This window comes from Halarcobacter bivalviorum, assembly GCF_003346815.1.
In the GTDB taxonomy this organism is placed as follows: Bacteria; Campylobacterota; Campylobacteria; order Campylobacterales; family Arcobacteraceae; genus Halarcobacter; species Halarcobacter bivalviorum.
In genome coordinates this window covers 1,130,133-1,148,150 of the sequence record NZ_CP031217.1, presented here as the reverse complement: position 1 = coordinate 1,148,150, position 18,018 = coordinate 1,130,133, and the positions used below count along the sequence as shown (strand labels likewise).

The 18,018-nt window shown below is 27.0% G+C and carries 18 protein-coding genes and 1 pseudogene; 17 read left to right on the top strand and 2 right to left on the bottom strand.

The features are described 5' to 3' along the window. Positions 1–34: 34 nt before the first annotated feature. A pseudogene (locus ABIV_RS13785) lies at positions 35–844 on the bottom strand (methyl-accepting chemotaxis protein); the annotation flags it as partial. Positions 845–2,370: 1,526 nt separating this feature from the next. After that, on the bottom strand, positions 2,371–4,443 hold the full coding sequence (locus tag ABIV_RS05845; RefSeq protein WP_114838970.1) for an EAL domain-containing protein: 2,073 nt from the start codon (positions 4,441–4,443) through the stop codon (positions 2,371–2,373). A 161-nt stretch (positions 4,444–4,604) separates the two neighbouring features. On the opposite strand from ABIV_RS05845, the gene ABIV_RS05840 reads away from it, so the two are divergent. The 17 genes from ABIV_RS05840 to uvsE all read left to right on the top strand — a co-directional run bounded on the left by ABIV_RS05840 (position 4,605) and on the right by uvsE (position 17,965). After that, positions 4,605–5,369 carry an SDR family NAD(P)-dependent oxidoreductase gene (locus ABIV_RS05840; RefSeq protein ID WP_114838969.1) on the top strand — a complete coding sequence of 255 codons (765 nt, stop codon included), beginning with the start codon at positions 4,605–4,607 and terminating at the stop codon, positions 5,367–5,369. Continuing rightward, positions 5,366–5,785, top strand: a complete 420-nt coding sequence (locus ABIV_RS05835; RefSeq protein WP_114838968.1) for a nuclear transport factor 2 family protein — start codon at positions 5,366–5,368, stop codon at positions 5,783–5,785. Before ABIV_RS05840 ends, ABIV_RS05835 begins: the two co-directional genes overlap by 4 nt. Beyond that, positions 5,778–7,034, top strand: a complete 1,257-nt coding sequence (locus ABIV_RS05830; RefSeq protein WP_114838967.1) for an MFS transporter — start codon at positions 5,778–5,780, stop codon at positions 7,032–7,034. The genes ABIV_RS05835 and ABIV_RS05830 overlap by 8 nt, the downstream gene beginning before the upstream one ends. Positions 7,035–7,107: 73 nt before the next feature. Beyond that, entirely contained in the window at positions 7,108–7,638 is a 531-nt protein-coding gene (locus ABIV_RS05825) for a lipocalin family protein (RefSeq protein WP_114838966.1), read from the top strand. Further along, entirely contained in the window at positions 7,635–8,885 is a 1,251-nt protein-coding gene (locus ABIV_RS05820) for an NAD(P)/FAD-dependent oxidoreductase (protein WP_114838965.1), read from the top strand. Before ABIV_RS05825 ends, ABIV_RS05820 begins: the two co-directional genes overlap by 4 nt. Then, positions 8,882–9,622 (top strand): DUF1365 domain-containing protein, encoded by a 741-nt coding sequence (locus ABIV_RS05815; protein ID WP_114840462.1) that lies wholly within the window; start codon positions 8,882–8,884, stop codon positions 9,620–9,622. The genes ABIV_RS05820 and ABIV_RS05815 overlap by 4 nt, the downstream gene beginning before the upstream one ends. Continuing rightward, the gene (locus ABIV_RS05810) at positions 9,622–10,848 is read left to right on the top strand and encodes an SAM-dependent methyltransferase (protein ID WP_114838964.1); all 1,227 of its coding nucleotides are present in this window, start codon (positions 9,622–9,624) and stop codon (positions 10,846–10,848) included. Before ABIV_RS05815 ends, ABIV_RS05810 begins: the two co-directional genes overlap by 1 nt. Beyond that, on the top strand, positions 10,845–11,402 hold the full coding sequence (locus tag ABIV_RS05805; protein WP_114838963.1) for a DUF3833 domain-containing protein: 558 nt from the start codon (positions 10,845–10,847) through the stop codon (positions 11,400–11,402). The genes ABIV_RS05810 and ABIV_RS05805 overlap by 4 nt, the downstream gene beginning before the upstream one ends. 72 nt (positions 11,403–11,474) lie before the next feature. Continuing rightward, on the top strand, positions 11,475–12,254 hold the full coding sequence (gene thiD / locus ABIV_RS05800; RefSeq protein ID WP_114838962.1) for a bifunctional hydroxymethylpyrimidine kinase/phosphomethylpyrimidine kinase: 780 nt from the start codon (positions 11,475–11,477) through the stop codon (positions 12,252–12,254). Further along, entirely contained in the window at positions 12,245–12,874 is a 630-nt protein-coding gene (thiE, locus tag ABIV_RS05795; protein WP_114838961.1) for a thiamine phosphate synthase, read from the top strand. The genes thiD and thiE overlap by 10 nt, the downstream gene beginning before the upstream one ends. Beyond that, positions 12,871–13,239: a sirohydrochlorin chelatase gene (locus ABIV_RS05790; protein WP_114838960.1), complete on the top strand. Its 369-nt coding sequence runs from the start codon at positions 12,871–12,873 to the stop codon at positions 13,237–13,239. Before thiE ends, ABIV_RS05790 begins: the two co-directional genes overlap by 4 nt. 84 nt (positions 13,240–13,323) lie before the next feature. Further along, a complete protein-coding gene (locus tag ABIV_RS05785; protein WP_114838959.1) occupies positions 13,324–13,590 on the top strand; it encodes a hypothetical protein in 267 nt (88 codons plus the stop codon). Between the two features lie 10 nt (positions 13,591–13,600). After that, positions 13,601–14,242 (top strand): pyridoxamine 5'-phosphate oxidase, encoded by a 642-nt coding sequence (pdxH, locus tag ABIV_RS05780; RefSeq protein ID WP_114838958.1) that lies wholly within the window; start codon positions 13,601–13,603, stop codon positions 14,240–14,242. Positions 14,243–14,251: 9 nt separating this feature from the next. After that, the gene (locus tag ABIV_RS05775) at positions 14,252–15,316 is read left to right on the top strand and encodes an EAL domain-containing protein (protein ID WP_114838957.1); all 1,065 of its coding nucleotides are present in this window, start codon (positions 14,252–14,254) and stop codon (positions 15,314–15,316) included. A 257-nt stretch (positions 15,317–15,573) separates the two neighbouring features. After that, positions 15,574–16,866, top strand: a complete 1,293-nt coding sequence (locus ABIV_RS05770; protein ID WP_237673229.1) for an ABC1 kinase family protein — start codon at positions 15,574–15,576, stop codon at positions 16,864–16,866. Continuing rightward, the gene (locus ABIV_RS05765) at positions 16,863–17,108 is read left to right on the top strand and encodes a TIGR03643 family protein (RefSeq protein WP_114838955.1); all 246 of its coding nucleotides are present in this window, start codon (positions 16,863–16,865) and stop codon (positions 17,106–17,108) included. Before ABIV_RS05770 ends, ABIV_RS05765 begins: the two co-directional genes overlap by 4 nt. Then, positions 17,108–17,965, top strand: coding sequence for a UV DNA damage repair endonuclease UvsE (uvsE, locus tag ABIV_RS05760; protein WP_162917980.1), 858 nt, complete (start codon positions 17,108–17,110; stop codon positions 17,963–17,965). The genes ABIV_RS05765 and uvsE overlap by 1 nt, the downstream gene beginning before the upstream one ends. Positions 17,966–18,018 lie beyond the last annotated feature (53 nt).

Below are 18,018 nucleotides of genomic sequence, written 5' to 3'. Positions count from 1 at the left end.
TATAATGTAAGTTTATAATATTTTATGGAAAAGCTTAAAAGCTTTCCCATTGGTCATCATTTGTATTATTTGCAGTAATTGTCTTATTTTTTATTTCTGTTTTTAATTGTTTTACAGTAACTGTTTTAGGAGTTGATACTTCCTTTTCAGAAGTTTTATTCTCTTTTCTACCTTTTTTAATAGAATCAATATTTATACTATCTTTTCCATCAAACTCTTTTTTATCTGCATCTTCTACAATCTCTTCTGAGATTTTTGTAGTTTGAGTTGCAATTTCATATGTCTGAGAAGCAACAGAAGCATTCTCTTGTGTCTGTTTATCTAAAGAGTTAACGGCATCATTGATTTGAGAAATTCCAACTTGTTGCTCTTTTGAAGCAGATGAAACTTCATTGATTAATTCAATTGTTTTAGAGATATTACTATTTAATTGAGAATAACCATTTATCATCTCATTTGAGATTGTTTTACCTTCATTTGCTTTTATATTTGCATCTTCAACTAAATCTTTTATTTCTTTAGCAGCTTCAGCAGATCTACTTGCAAGATTTCTTACTTCTTGTGCAACAACTGCAAACCCTCTTCCGGCTTCTCCTGCTGTTGCTGCTTCTACTGCTGCATTTAGTGAAAGAATATTTGTTTGAAAAGCTATTTGGTCAATTACTGTAATTGCTTCATTAATTGCTGTAACTTTATCATTTATTTCATCCATTGAAGCAGTAGTTTTATTTGCTAATCTCTCTCCTGTAGAAACAGAAGAAGTTACATCACTTGCTAAGGTTGACATTTGGTGCATTTTTTCAGAATTATTATTAACTGTAGAAGTAATCTCTTCTAAGGCTGCTGCTGTCTCTTCTAATGAAGCTGCCGCCGTATTTGAAGCATTATTTAGATTATTAACATTTGATAATAATAAAGATGAAGAACTTTGTAAAATAAGTCCATTTCTTTTATTATCTTGTAACATTTTAGTTGTAGAATCTCCTAAATTATTTACTCCAATTGATAATTTTTCTAGATGTGCTTTAATTCCATCAATACTAACTTTTGCTCTATAATCATAATTTGAGAAGCTCTCTAATACATCTAAAACTTTATTAATATTACTCTCTAATGTTGCTCCCATTTTATTTACAACACTGATAAGTTCATTTAAACCTTTATTTGAAGTGTTAACATTTATTCTTTGAGATAAGTCACCTTTTTCAAACTCAGTCATCACATCAACAACTTGAGTTATTGCACTCTTTTCATTTTCAAGCTCTTTCTCAATGTTTTTAATATTTTGATTGATTACTTTAGACATAGTTCCAACTTCATCTTTTGAATCATTTTTTAATAACTCAATTGAATCTGTCTCTTTATTTAAATATTTAAAGAAGTTTTCTAAACCTGTTTGAAACTCTAAAATACTTTTATTTAATCCATTACTAATGTAATAACTAAAAAATAGAACTAAAAGAATAGAGATGATAATTAATGTAAAAATCATAATCTTAATTTTTGCAAACTTATCTTCAATTGCAGTTAAAATGTCAGTAATCATCTTTGCATGCATTTTTTCTGTTTTTTGAATGGTTTCTCTCATAGTTTTCATAACACCATCATTTGAAGTTAAGCCTTTTTTAACTTCTGCTTCAACTAAAGCTAAAAAATCTCTTTTATAAACTTTAAGAGCGGTAACTCTCTCTTCTGTCATCAAAGAAGAGTTTATTAAAGCATCAATTTTCTTTTTAAAGTTTTCAACATATTTTAAATCTCTTCTTAACATGAAGTCTTTTTCTTGTTTTCTTAAATCATAAACAATTGCTAATAGCTCTGTATTATTTGCTTCTTTTGCACTCTCTTGTACTTTATGTACTGAAGCTCTTAAACTACCATAAAGACCATCTTTAGGGTTTAGTCCAATTTCTTGTTGAACTGTAACAAGCTCTAAAAATATTGATTCATACTCTTTTACATAAGTTAAAAATTTTTCTACATCAGAAGTTGAGATATCTTCTTTTATTAAATCCTCAATAAGTGTTTTTTCATTTGATTCTAAATCTTTAACAGTTTTTATAAAACTATCTCTATATTTCAAATCTTTTCTAGCTAAAAAGTCTTTTTCATGTTTTCTTAATTCATAAGAGTTTGAACTTAGTCTTTCAACTAGAAGTTGACTCTCAGCTAAGATATGAAAATCATAGATTATTTTATTTATAAAAAATGCCGTTAAAAGAAATCCAAAGGTAGATACTAAAGCTATAATTACAAGCTTTAATTTTATTGTTAAGTTTTTCATGTATTCTCCTGAAATACTATTTAATAATAAAAGTTTACTAATAAATAATATCACAAAAGTAATAAAATAAAAATTTAAATAAAAAATTAGTTCAGTAATTCAGGTTCGTGGTGATAAAAGCCTTGAGAGTAGTCTATTTTTAGGGATTTAACAATATTATCAACCTCTTCATTATGAATAAATTCTGCAACAGTTTGAATATTTAAAACCTTAGCAAAATTAACTATTGTTGATACAGTTAGTTTTAAATTATCATTAATATGAATATTTTTAATTAAAGAACCATCTATTTTTAAAATATCAACTTTTAATTTAATAATATATTCAAAGTTAGAGTATCCTGTTCCAAAATCATCAATTGCAACTTTACAACCAAGTTTATGAACTTTTTGAATAAATTGTCTTACTTCATCAAATCTATCAATCCCTTCAGATTCAACGATTTCAAGAATTACTCTATTTGCAGTATTTGTCTCTTTTAGTTTTTCAATTAAATAATCAATTGTTTTTTTATCTTTTAAATCTTCAATCATAAGGTTAATAGAAAATTCAAAATCTTTATCTTTAAAATAGTTACACGCTTTTTCTATTACTGCTTTTGTCATCAGAGGGTAAAGTCTTGCTTTTTTTGCATGATTTAAAAATTTAAAAGGAGATACAATAGTTCCATCTTCTAACTCTAATCTCATCAAAGTTTCATATTTAAACTCACCTGTAAGATTATTAATAATCTTTTGCCCATATATTAAAATTTTGTCATTTTCTATTGCTTTTTTAATCTGTTTTGTTAATTCAATATTCTCTTTTAAATCTTTATAAATAGGCATATTTTCATCAAATATAACTATATCTTTATGGATTTGCTTAGCCCATTGTAATGCAACTTCTGCTTGAGTTAAAAGTTTTTCTCCCTCTCCTGCTAAACCTACACTATATGAAATATCAAACTCATATTCAGCTATTTTATATTTTTGAATTAAAGGGTTATGTATAATTGTGTCTGTAGTTTTTAATAACTCTTCTTCAGATAAATTACCAAATGCTAATAATGCAAAAACATCACCAGAAAGTCTATATACTTTTAGATTAGTTGAACGATATTTAATTAATCTTTTTGAAAGAGTTTTAAGAATTTCATCCCCTACTTCAAAGCCATATGCATCATTAATATCTTTAAATCTATCTATGTTTATTAAAGCTAATTTTGGTTTTATAAACTTCTTAATATCATCTAATAATCTTTGTCTATTTGGTAAGGAAGTTAAATCATCAGTAAACTGCTCATAAATTACTTTATCTTTTTCAAAAACTTCTGTAAGGTCATTTCTAATTCCAATAAACTCAACTATTTCATCATTTTTATCTAAAATAGGAACAATAGTAGTATCTACAAAGTATGAATCTCCATTTTTCTTTTTGTTTTCAATAACACCTTTGAAAACTTCTTTATTCATAACTTTTCGCCAAAGAGTTTTAAAGAACTCTTTTTTTGTATTTGGATGTCTAATAATATTATGACTTTGACCTATTAACTCTTCTCTTCTATATCCTGAGATTTCACAAAAGTTATCATTTACATAAGTAATAATACCTCTTTTATCAGTTTTAGAAACAATAGAACTTTCATCTAATGCTTTTCTAAACTCTTCAAGTAAAAAGATTTTGTCAATTAATTGTTCCCATTGATGGTCAGTTTTTAAGATTCTATTTATCTCTTTAAAATACTTATTTTTATTTTTTAATTTTTCATTTTGTTTTTCTAAATTTAGCTCATATGCTTTTTCTTTTTCAATACTTCTAAAAGTAGTAAAAAGCATCTGCTTTTGTTTAATAGTTACAGTTTTTAAAGTAATTTCTACTAAAAACTCTTTTCCTTCTAAATCTTTATGTAACCATTCAAATTGAATAAATCCTTCTTCTAAACACTCTTTTAATAAAGAGTTTGCTTTCTTTTCTGAATTACTACCATCTGGTTGTTCTTTAGGAGATAATTGATAAGGATGTAGTTTATAAATATCTTCTTTTGAATTTACTTTAAATATTTCTATCATTGCATTATTTGCTTCGACAATTAATCCATTATCTATCAAAAACATTGGCAGAGGAGAATTGTCAAAAAGATCTTTATAATAAGAATCTTCGATATGAGAGTAATTCAAAAATATTCCTTAATATTTAGCTATAAAGATATCCATTATACAGCTATTTTGTTTATAAGCTAGTTAAAGATAACTCTTCTATTTATTTTTCCTATAATCTAACAAAATACTCCTATTAAAAACACAAAAGAAGATATATAATAAATAAAAAAGAGTATATCATGGAAACTTCAAACAAAAAAATCTGGTTAGTTGGTGGAAGTAGTGGTATAGGTTTAGAACTTAGTAAAATTCTTTTAAAAAATAGTTTTAAACTAATAGTTAGTTCAAGAGAAACGAATAAAAATATTGAACTATTAAAACTAAAAGAAGAGTACAAAGAGAATTTATATCTACTTGATTTTGATGTATCAAACAATGAAGATACAAATAAAAAAGTGAAAGAGGCTTGGGAAGCTTTTGATGGCTTAGATATTTGGTTTTATAATGCAGGAGCATATGAAGTTATGGATATGAAAGCTTGGGATTATAATAAATTTGCTCAAATGAATAGTATTAACTATTTGGGTGCTGTAAATATTATGACAGAAGTTTCAAAATATTTTTTACAACAAAAAAGAGGTAAATGGGTTTGGAACTTAAGTCTTTCTACATATTTTGGATTACCAAAAGGTGGTGGATATTCTGCTCCTAAAACTGCTTTATTAAATCTTGCTCAATCAATTTATCCAGAATTAAAACAAGAAAATATTGATTTACAAATCATAAATCATGGTTTTGTAAAGACCAGACTTACAAGTAAAAATAGTTTTGAAATGCCTCAACTTATGGAAGCAGATTTTGCTGCACAAGAGATTTATAAAGCAATTGTAAAAGATAACTCTTTTGAGATAAGATTTCCTACTAAACTTAGACTCTTTCTACAGTTTTTAAGTATTATTCCATATAAGTTTTCCTTAGCTATCACAAAAAGGATGTTAAAATGAAAGCTCAAAATTATACCTCTTTTTTTGAATCCATAAATAAATATACTCCTTTAAAAGAGTATGCAAAATATTTTGATTTAAATGCTAAATTTAAAGACCCTTTCCATGAAGTAGAAGGGTTACAAAATATTTTTAGAATTTTTTTAAATATGTACAAAAAACTTGAAGAACCAAAATTTAAAATCGATGAAATAGTTGAAAATAGAAACATCGCTTATATCAAATGGACTTTTACTTTTAGATTTAAAAAAGACAAAGAGATTCAAAGTTTTGAAGGAGTTAGTAGAGTTGTTTTTAATGAAGAAAATAAAGTAGTCTTACATGAAGATTTTTGGGATGCAGCATCAAATCTTTATGAAAAGCTCCCTTTTGTTTCCTTACTAATAAGATTTGTAAAAAGAAAGATAAATGACTAAATTAACCCAAATATATTATAGTCTTCTTGCTATTCCACTGGCAATACTTGGACTTCCTTTATATATTTATTTACCAACTTTTTATGCTAAAGATATTGGTATTGATATGGCAATAATTGGTATAACACTTTTTTTAGCAAGATTGTTTGATGTATTTTTAGACCCTTATTTAGGTTATTTAAGTGATAAGAGTAAAGAGATTTTTAATTCAAGAAAACCTTTAATAACTATAGGTGCTATTTTATTAACTATTAGTTTTTATCTACTTATTAACCCAAAGGAAGAGTATGCAAATCTTTGGTTATTTTCTTTCTCATTTTTAGTCTATGTTGCTTGGAGTATGGTTAATATTCCTTATCTTACTTGGTCAGCTGAAATAAGTAGTGATTATCACTTTAAAACAAAACTAAATAGTGTAAGAGAGATAGGTACAATCATTGGTGTACTAATAGCTTTACTTCTTCCTTTTTTATTCTCTATTTCCAATAATACAAAAGAGGTTTTAGATTTATTATTTGTTGTTTTTCTTATACTTTTTACTTATTTTACTATTGTTTCCTTACTTAAAATAAAAACAGTTATTACAAAAGATAGTGAAAAGTTTAAACTCTCTTATATAAAAGTTGTTTACAAAAAACTACCTAAAATTAAAACCTTACAAATAGGATATTTTTTTAATAATCTTGCAAATGCAATTCCTGCGACACTATTTTTGCTTTTTGTAGAATTTGTAATAAAAGAGCCTCAATCAAGTGGTATTCTTTTGATAGTATATTTCTTAGCAGGAGTTTTAGCATTACCTATTTGGACAATTATTTCTAAAAGATTTTCTAAAAAAAGAGTCTGGATTTACTCTATTATTTTAGCTTCAAGCTCATTTATTTTTGTTCCTTTTTTAGATGAAAATAGTTTTATTGCTTTTTTAATAATCTGTATAGTTTCAGGTTTTTCTTTAGGAGCTGATTTAGCTTTTCCAACAGCAATCTATTCTGATTTGACACAAAAAGCAGAAGAAGTAAAAAAGAATTGCTCTGGTTTACTCTTTGGAATTTGGGCTATGATTACTAAATTATCACTTGCTCTAAGTGTTGCCATATCTTTTGGTATTTTAGGTTTAATTGAGTTTGACAAAAGTAACCCTAGTTCTGAATCTATTTTAACCCTTGCCTTACTTTATGGTTTAGCTCCTGTAATTTTAAAAGCCCTTGCAATTATTTTTATAAATAAATACAAAGAAGATAAACAATAGTTTATTAACTGACATTTTTTATATACAAAAATCCTTTCAATATATATAAAATAGCTATTGAAAGGAGTTTGAGATGAAAATGTTATTTCTAATAATTTTATTTACCCTACTATCATTTTCCCAAGCTTCAATTATTTCACCAAAGCCCGTTGAATATGTCAGTCCTAAAAGTTTTGCTGGGCTTTGGTATGAAATAGCAAGAACATATAATAAATTTGAAGAAAATTGTGTTGCTGCTACAGTTGAATATAAAAATATAAATGAAAATAGACTAAAAGTTTTCAATAGATGTTTTGAATATGAGATTGGAGGAAAGTTAATCTCTTATACAGGTATTGTAAAACCACTTTTAGAGAACAACTTAGCACAGCTAGATAAAACATATTATTGGATTTTTTCTAAAGAGTATAAAATTATCTATTTAGACAAATCTTACCAAACAGCAATTATGAGTGATGAATCTATGGAAAATCTATGGATTATGCATAGAAAACCTTTTATGAAAAAAGAGAATTTAGAGGAATTGCTTTTCTTTATAAAAAACTACATGGATACATCAAAATTAATATTTACAAAACAAGATAAAAATGGAAGATACAAATGAAACAAAATAGATTAAAAATAGCTGTTTTAGGAGCAGGAATTAGTGGTTTAGGCTCTGCTTATTTATTAAGTAAAAAACATCATGTAGACCTTTATGAAAAAAGTTCACGACTTGGTGGGCATGCTAGAACTACTTTTGTGAAAGAAGATAATGAAGAGTTTGGTGTAGATACTGGCTTTTTAGTATTTAACCATGAAACTTATCCATTGTTAACTAAACTATTTAGACAACTAAACGTTGAGATAGAAAATTCTGATATGAGTTTTGCATTTTGGGATACAAAGTCAAACACTGCTTATAATGGTCAAAACCTAAAAGGTATGTTCTTTCAAAAGAAAAACCTATTTAATCCAAGTCATTATATTATGATTAAAGATATTTTAAAATTTAACAAAAAAGCAAATGAAGATTTAGAAAACGATACTAAAGATTTAGACTTAAGTTTGGGTGAATATCTAAAACCTTATTCAAACTACTTCAAAGATAGATATATTATTCCTATGGGTGCTTCTATTTGGTCAACACCAACTAAAAAAATGAATGAGTTTCCAGCTAGAGCTTTTTTAAATTTCTTTAAAAACCATGGTTTATTAGGGGTTGATACTCACCATCAATGGCTAACAGTAAGTGGTGGTTCTATAAACTATGTTAATAAAATTGCCCTTGAAGTATCGGGGAAAATATATACTAACTCTACAGTTAAAAGTATAAAAAGAGAGAATGGTAAAGTAATTTTAATACATGAAGATTTAAGTGAATCAATTTATGACAAAGTAATTTTAGCTATGCATGCACCAGATGCACTTAGTATGCTAGATGACCCAAGTAATGATGAAATGAATATTCTTTCGAGCTTTAAATACAAAGATAATGATGCTGTTTTACATACTGATACAAAAGCTTTATTCCCAAATAAAAAAGCCTATGCAGCTTGGAATTATAAAACAGATGGAAAAGAAGAGAGTGTAACCCTTTCTTATTGGCTAAATACTTTACAAAACCTAAAAAAGAAAAAAGAGTATTTTGTCTCTTTAAATGAAACTCAATCTTTAGATAATGTAATTGAAAAAATAAACTATTCTCACCCTCAATTTGATTTAAAAGCTATAAAAGCTCAAGAAAAAAGAGAGCTTATAAATGGAAAAAACAATACTTATTATGCGGGAGCATATTGGAGATATGGTTTCCATGAAGATGGATTATATAGTGCAAATACTATTGCAAAAGAGTTTGGATGCCAGTTATGAAACACTTAATTTTTGATGGAATGATTTATCATAAGAGATTCCTGCCTAAAGAGCATAGTTTTAAATACAAATTTTTTATGCTTGATATTGATTTATCTTCTATTGAAAATTTAGAAAATAGACTATTTTCATATAACAAATTCAATCTATTCTCTTTTTATTCAAAAGACCATTTTGGAAATAAAAAAGAGTTTTTAGAAAATGTAGATTTTTTATTAAAAAGTTTTGCAATAAAACCTACAAAAAAGATGAGATTTCTAACTCTTCCACGAATTACTGGTTTTGTTTTTAACCCAATAAGTGTCTTAATCCTTTTTGAAAATGACAAGCCTAGCTTTCTTATTGCAGAAGTTCATAATTATAATGGAGGAAGAGTTATCTATCCTGTGAAACTAACTTCATGGAATGGCAAAATATTCCAAGGAAAAACAAAAAAAGATATGTATGTTTCTCCATTTTTTAAAAGAGATGGAGATTATGAATTTTCACTAATTTATGATGAAAGATATTTAAGTCTTGATGTAATACTTTTTGAAGATGAAAAGAAAAAATTAACTTCAACTTTTACAGCAAAATCAAAAGAGTTTACAACTCAAAACTTAACAAATCTATTTTTTAAACATACGTTTTTAACTTTTTGGGTTGTAACAAGAACAATATATCAAAGTATTAAACTAAAACTATTAGGTTTAAAATGGAATAAACCTATTCAAAAAGATACAGTAAGGAGATACTAATGGAAACTTTCTGGAATAAAATCGGAGATAAATTTTTATCTAAAATAAAAAGAGGTGACTTAGAAGTTCACTTTAGTAATGGAAATATTAAAACTTATGGTGATAAAACTTATCCTAAAGCAAAACTTATTTTAAATAATGCAAAGCTTTTTAAAAGATTAACCTTTTATGGAGATATTGGTTTTGCAGAAAGTTATATGGATAAGGATTTTGAGTGTGAGGATTTAACTTCTTTAATCAAAATTGCCCTTTTAAACTCAAATGAACTTCAAACAAAAAGTGAAGATGAAAAGAGTTTAAGCCTTTATAATCTATTTCCATTTTTTAATAAAATCAAACATTTTCTTAGAAAAAACTCTAAAACAAGAGCACAAAAGAATATTCAAGAACACTATGATTTATCAAATGACTTCTTTAAACTAATGCTTGACGATACGATGATGTATTCAGCTGCTGTTTTTCAACATGAAAATGAAGACTTATTTGAAGCCCAAAATAGAAAACTTGATGTTTTAGCAAAAAAACTAAATCTAAAAAAAGGTTCAAAAGTACTTGAAATAGGTTCTGGTTGGGGAGCTATGGCTATGCATTTAGTAAAAAAATATGAGTGTGAAGTAACCACTTTAACCCTATCAAAAGAGCAAAAGAAACTTTGTGAGGATAGATTTAAAGAGCATAAAATAGAAGAATCAATAAATATTATGCTGAAAGATTATAGAGATATGCAAGGAGAGTTTGATGCAATCATTGCAGTAGAGATGTTTGAAGCAGTAGGACGTGAGTACTTTGATATCTTCTTTAAAAAGTGTCAAAGCTTATTAAAACCCCATGGTGTTTTAGTTATGCAGATAATTACAATGCCTGATCAAAGATATAATTCATATTGCAAAGGAACAGACTTTATTCAAAAGTATATTTTTCCAGGAGGACATCTTCCAAGTGTAGGAAAAATACTTGAAACAACAACAAAACATACGAAACTAAACTTGCTTCATATGGAAGAGTTTACAGAACACTATGCAAAAACTCTAAATATTTGGCATAAAAACTTTTTAGACAATCTTGAAGAAGTGCAAAAATTAGGTTTTGATGAATACTTTATTAGAATGTGGAAAATGTACCTTTGTTATTGTGAAGCTGGGTTTTTAACAAGAAATATCAATCTTGTACAACTTGTATTTACAAGGTATGAAAATATGCATTTAAATGAAGGACTTGTAGCATGAAAAATTTAAATAGATTTTTTAGCACTATTTTTATTGCTTTAGCAATTTTATTTTTTACAGGATGTAGCAAAATGCAAATAGAAGATTTCAAAGATAAAACTCCTGAGTTTATTCCCCAAGAGTATTTTAATGGGAAATTAACTGCTTATGGTTTAGTAAAAGATAGATCAGGGAAAATTATTAGAACTTTCAAAGGAGTTCTTATTGGTTCTTGGGATGAAAATGGTGTAGGAACTTTAGATGAAGAGTTTGTTTATGACGATGGTGAAGAGCTTACAAGAGTTTGGAAGCTAGTTCCAACAGGAGATAAAACCTTTGATGCAACAGCAGGAGATATTGTAGGAACTGCAAAGATGCAAGCTTTAGGAAATACTGTTATGATTGATTATGTGATGAGAGTTCCATATAACAATAGTACTATTGATATTAGTGTAAAAGATTGGCTTCACTTACAAAAAGATGGAGTAATCATAAATCACTCAAAAATGAAAAAGTTTGGCTTTACAGTTGGTGAACTTGTAATTACTATAATAAAAGATTTTCCTAAAAAGTAATATTTAATAGATATTTTAAATTGCTTTAAAGTCAAACTTTAAGACAATAAGCAAAAAAGATGAAGGACTTTTATGAAAGTAGTACTTACAATTGCTGGAAGTGATAGTAGTGGTGGAGCTGGTATTCAAGCAGATTTAAAAACCTTTGAAGCCTTTGATACTTTTGGTTGTAGTGCCCTTACTGTTTTAACTGCTCAAAACACTCAAGGAGTAACAAATATTCAAGAGATTTCTCCTTCATTTGTGCAAGAACAGATATTAAGAGTTTTAGAGGATTTTGAAGTAAGTGCTATAAAAATAGGAATGCTTTTTTCAAATGAGATTATTGATATTGTAAGAGAAACAATTAAAGATTTAGATATTCCTATTGTTTTTGACCCTGTATTTATCTCAAAAGCTGGTTCAAAACTTCTAAATGATGATGCAATTGAGAACTTAAAAACTCTATTTCCTTATGTAAATATCATTACGCCTAATCTATATGAAGCAAAAGCTTTATTTGATTATGATGTCTTAAATGAAAAAGCAATTGAAGAAATTTCAAAACTTCCTTGCAAAGTAGTTATCAAAAATGATATTGTAAAAAAAGAAAATGAAGAGTTTAGTATGGATACTTTCTTTGATAATAAGAAAAAAAAAGTATTTTATACAAAACTAATAGAAACTACAAATAACCATGGTACAGGTTGTAGTTTTTCAAGTGCCATTACAGCAAATATAGCCCTTGGAAAAAGCTTAGAAGAAGCAATCAAAATCTCAAAAGAGTTTATCTATCAAGCAATTTTAAATGCACCAAATATAGGTCATGGAAAAGGACCAATTGCACATAAAAAAGGAAAAGAATGTCTATAAATTTAACTGGTTTATATGTAATAAGTGATGATACTTTAACTCCTAAAGAGACTATTTTAACTCAAATAAAAGAAGCCTTAGAAGGTGGAGCAACAATAGTTCAACTAAGAGATAAAATATCTTCTGATGAAGAGATTGAAAAATTAGCTTTAGAGCTACAAGAACTTTGTAGAGAGTATAAAGCTTTATTTGTATTAAATGATAGAGTTGAATTAGCCATAAAACTAAAAATAGATGGTCTTCATGTGGGAAAAAGTGATCACCATAGAGTAAAAGAAATCAGAAATAACTTTAAAGGTATTTTAGGTATCTCTTGTTATGATAGTTTAGATATTGCAAGAGAAATGGAAAAACTAAAAGTAGATTATTTAGCTTTTGGTGCTTTTTTTGCTTCAAGTACAAAACCAAATGCACCACTTGCAAATCAAGAAACTATAACAAAAGCTAAAAAAGAGTTTTCCCTTCCTATTTGTGTTATTGGTGGTATTACAAGTAAAAATGCAGAGATACTAATAAACAAAGGTGCTCATATGCTTGCAGTTATAAGTGATGTTTGGAAAAGCAAAAATATCAAGAAGAAGTGCCAAGAGTTTACAACTCTTTTTAAAGGAGAAAAATGAAAGCGATAATCTTTATAGCACATGGTAGTAAAAAAGAGAAATCAAATGAAGAGTTTTTAGCACTTGTTGATAAAATCATAGAAGAAGATAAAATCTACGATTTAAAAAAAGCTGCTTTTTTAGAACTTGCAACTCCTGATATAAAAAGTGTTGTTACTGAATTCATAATCAAAGGAGCTAATGATATTAGCTTTTATCCATACTTCTTAAATTCAGGAAGACATGTTTTATCAGATATTCCTGAAATTGTTGAAGAGTTAAAAAAAGAGCATTTAAATATTAAGTTTAGATTATTACCTCACTTTGGGGAATCAAAAAAAATAGAAAAAATCATTCTACATGATATAAGTAAACCTTTTTTATAAACTTACATTTTTTTACTACTAATATTTTCTTTTATCTAATACAATTCATTATAAAATTGTTTTATATTAAAAAAGGAGAAAGCTATGATTAAAGAATTAATTTATTCTGGTCTTGGAGCTGCCGTAATTGTTAGACAAAAAGTTGAAAATGAAATCAAAACCCTAGAAAAAAAAGGCAAAATCAAAAAAGCTGATGCAAAAGAGTTTTTAAAGACCTTAGAAAAAAAAGGGAAAATTGAAGATAAAAAAATCAAAAAGCAGATTAAGTCTTTAATCAAGGAAGTTATCAATGATTTAGATTTAGTTACTAAAAAAGATTTAAAAAAACTAAAAGAAGAGCTAGAAAAATAAAGGAATTTTAATGCCTGATTTATCGAAAATGAGACAAGAGTATGTTTCAAAAGGTTTACATAGAGAGGATTTAGAAGAAACACCTTTTAAACAATTTGAAAAATGGTTTAAGCAAGCACTTGAAGCCCAACTTATAGAGCCAAATGCTTTTACTCTTTGTACAGTTGGAAAAGATTTAAAACCTACGCAAAGAACCGTTTTACTTAAAATGTATGATGAAAAAGGTTTTGTATTTTTCTCAAATTACAATAGTAAAAAATCAAAACATATTGATGAAAATCCAAATATCTCTGCTCATTTTGCTTGGTTAGGATTAGAAAGACAAGTAAGAATTGAAGGAACTATAAAAAAGATTTCTAAAGCTGCTTCAATGAAATATTTTCTTTCAAGACCAAAAGGTAGTCAGCTGGGAGCTTGGGTTTCACACCAAAGTCAAGTTGTAAACTCAAGAAGTATTTTAGAAACTAAATTTGATGAAATGAGAAAAAAGTTTTCAAATGGAGAGATACCTTTTCCCTCTTTTTGGGGAGGTTATCAAATAGTACCTACATATTTTGAGTTTTGGCAAGGTGGATTAAATAGACTACATGATAGATTTGTTTATGAATTAAAAGATGATAATTCTTGGGATATTTACAGATTAGAACCATAAAGGAAAATTATGCCTTGTAATAGATGTGATATAAAATATGAGTTTAGTAATAAAGACTCAAAAATATACTTTATAAGTGAATTTGATGAACTTATAACTAAAGTACAAATCTTCTTAAAGAAACTAAATATCCACTTTGAAAAAATTGAAAATATAGTCTATATAGATATTGAAAATACAAAAGAGTTTTTCTATGAAAATATAGATGCTATTGAGACAACTTTTAACTCTTTAGAAAAAGAAGATATAAAAGTTTTTATTGATTATAACAATGAAGGACTATCATATAAAGCAGTTTTAAATTCAAAACCACTTCAAAGATATATAAATATGATTGAAGATGAGGAGTTCTTTGATGTAATAAAAAATCAATCTTTAACTTCACATTTTCAAGCAATAATTGATGTAAAAACTGACCAAATTTATGGATATGAAACACTAGTAAGAGGGGTAAGAGCTGATGGAACTTTAATTTACCCAAATGAACTATTTGAAAAATCCACTAGAAATGATATGAACTTTAACCTTGATAGACTTTGTAGAGAGAGTGCTTTAAAAACAGCAGCTACAAAAAAAGTTAAACAAAAAGTTTTTATTAACTTTCTTCCTACATCTATTTATGACCCAGAGTTTTGTTTAAGCTCAACGGTTAAATGGGCAAAACAACTAGAGTTTGATACTTCGAATATTGTTTTTGAAGTAGTTGAAACAGAGAGTATTAAAGATCAAAAACATTTAAAAAGAATATTAGAATTTTATAGAGAGCAAGGCTTTAAAATAGCTCTTGATGATGTAGGAGAAGGATACTCTAGTTTAAATATGATTATAGAGTTAAAGCCTGATATTATTAAAGTTGATAGAAATATCATTTCAAATATCAATAATGATGAACTAAAGCGTTCAGTTTATAAAGCTTTGTTTAATCTTGCTAGAGAAAATGGTATTGAGATATTAGCTGAAGGAATTGAAACACCCTATGAGTTAAATACTATAAAAGAGATTGGCGTTGATTATATGCAAGGATATTATTTCAATAAACCAATGCCAGAACCTATTAGAATGATATATCATTAAAAGGATTTACTATAAAATTTTATTCACCACTTAGAGTTTATAGGGTTTTTATATTTTTACTAACAGTTTATTTAGTAATAAAAAGAAAAGATAGCTTTTTATTTATTAAACCACTAAAACCTAAAAAGTTAAAACATACAATTGTTAAATTAGGTGCTTCATTTATAAAACTAGCACAAGTATTAGCTACTAGGTCTGATTTTTTTAGTGAAGAGTATTTAGCTGAATTAAAAAACTTACATGACCAGATACCTCCTATGAAAGAAAAAGATTTTGAAGAGGTTTATAATAAAGCCTTTAAAAATAAAGAAATTTTTAAAGAGTTTGATAAAACACCAATTGCTTCAGCTTCTATTGGACAAGTTCATAAAGCAACACTACAAAACAATAAAAAAGTAGCAGTAAAATTAAGACGTAAAGGAATAAAACAGCAAGTTTTAGCTGATATAAAAATTATAAATATTTTTAATTCATTATTTAAACCTCTATTTTCAAGTTATACTAAAAACTCTATTGAGGCTGTAATCTCAGAGTTTTCAAAGATGATTGTTGAGGAAGTTAGTTTAAACCAAGAACTACAAAACCTAAAAAACTTCAAAAAAGTATATAAAAAACAAAAGGTTAAGTTTCCAAAAGCATATAAAAAATATTCTTGTGATGATGCTTTAGTTATGAGTTTTGAAGAGGGATTTAGATTTGATGATAAAGAAAATATCTTTAAGCATAAAATTGACTTTAAAAAGATTATTTCAAATCTTGTTGACTTTTATACAACTCAAATGCTTATAAAGGGATATTTCCATGCAGACCCACACCCAGGAAATCTTCTTGTAAACAAAAAAGGTGAATTGATACTACTTGATTTTGGAATGGTTAAAACAGTTCCAAATGATAAAAGAATAGCAATAATAGAACTTATTAAAGCTGCAAATGAGCAAGACTTTGAGACTTATATAAATGCAAGTAAAAGATTGGGAACAGTTGCCTATGAAGCTCCAATGGGAGAGCTTACTGAGTTTACTTCAAAAATGTTTAATATCTTTTCAAATGAAAATCTAAATAGTGAATCAATGCAAAAACTAGCTTTTGAAGTTTTAGAAAGTACTAGAAATTTACCCTTTAAACTTCCAAGTGATGCAATTTATATCCTTAGAGTTAGTGCAATTATAGAAGGCTTAGGAACTACATATATTGAAAACTTCAATGGAATAAAAGATATCTTACCAATTCTAAAGAAAAACCTTCCAAAAGCTTTAGGTGCAAAAAATAGCATATATGAAACCATAATAGATGAGATAAAAGAGCTTCCTTTTATTACTAAAGATTTTAAGACTATGGTAAAAAGAGCAAGTGAAGGAAACCTTGAAGTTGAATTATCAAAAAATCAATTGGAGTATATTCAAGAGAGTGCAAAAAAGCAGTTAAAAGCCTATGGAGTTTCATTTGCTTTCTTCTTTGCTGCAATTTTCTATTTACTTTATGGCTTTGAGCCTAAAGAGATTTCCCTAGCCCTATTTCTTTTTGGTTTTATTAGGATTTTATATAAATGAAAAAAATAGATTTAAATATAGAAGATAAAAATCGTTTAATACAGATGGCTTGGCAAGATAGAACTACTTTTGAAGGAATTCAAAAAGAGTTTAATCTAAGTGAAAACCAAGTAAAAAATCTAATGAGAGAGCTTATCTCTTCACAAGCTTATAAAAGATGGCGAAAAAGAGTTCAAGGAAGAGCGACCAAACATGAAAAAAAAGTTGATTTTAAACCAATTAGATTCAAAGGACCATGGTAATGTATAGATTTGGATTTTTTTGTTCAAAAAGTGATAATAGTTTATCTACAAATAGAACTATAAATTTAAATAATTTAAACTATGAAAATGTTGAAAAAAAAGTAAAACAAAATGCAAAAGAGTTAATTGAGCTTTTAGAGTATTCAAAAACTAATAACTACCCTATTTTTAGACTTGGAAACTCTTTTGTTCCTTTTATTTCCCATAAACTTTTTGATATGGCTTGGCTTGATAAGTTAGCACCTATTTTTGATGAGACAAAAGAGAGATTAAAAGATTTTGATACAAGAATTACAATACACCCTGGACAATATACTGTTTTAAACTCTCCTAAAGAGAATGTTATAGAAAACTCATTAAGAGAATTAGAGATGTTTTTTTGGCTTTTTGATAGATTGGGAATAGATGATAATGGAACAGTTTTAATTCATGGTAGAGGAGCTTATGGAGATAAAAACTCTGCTTTAGAAAAACTTGTTGAAACCATTGAAAAAGAAGATTGGCTAAAACAAAGACTTGCTTTAGAAAATGATGAAAGAGTTTATACAGCTAAAGAAATACTTGAAGTATGCCAAACAACAAAAATACCGATGGTCTTTGATATTTATCATCACAGTCTAAATTTAAGTGAGTTTGAGCCAAAAGATATTTTAAAAACTTGGCAAAAAAAAAGACCTAAAGTTCATCTTTCTTCAAAAGGAGATGGGAAATTTGGAAATCATGCTGACTTTATTGAAGCAAAAGATTTCTTTGAACTTGAAAAAATGTTTGAAGAAGAGAGTAAAAGTATTGATATTATGGTAGAAGCAAAAAAGAAAGAACTTGCCATAGAAAAATTAAGAGATGAGATTAAATAATATTATATTACTCATTATTTTGTTAAGCTGTGTTATTATCTAATAATTTTGAA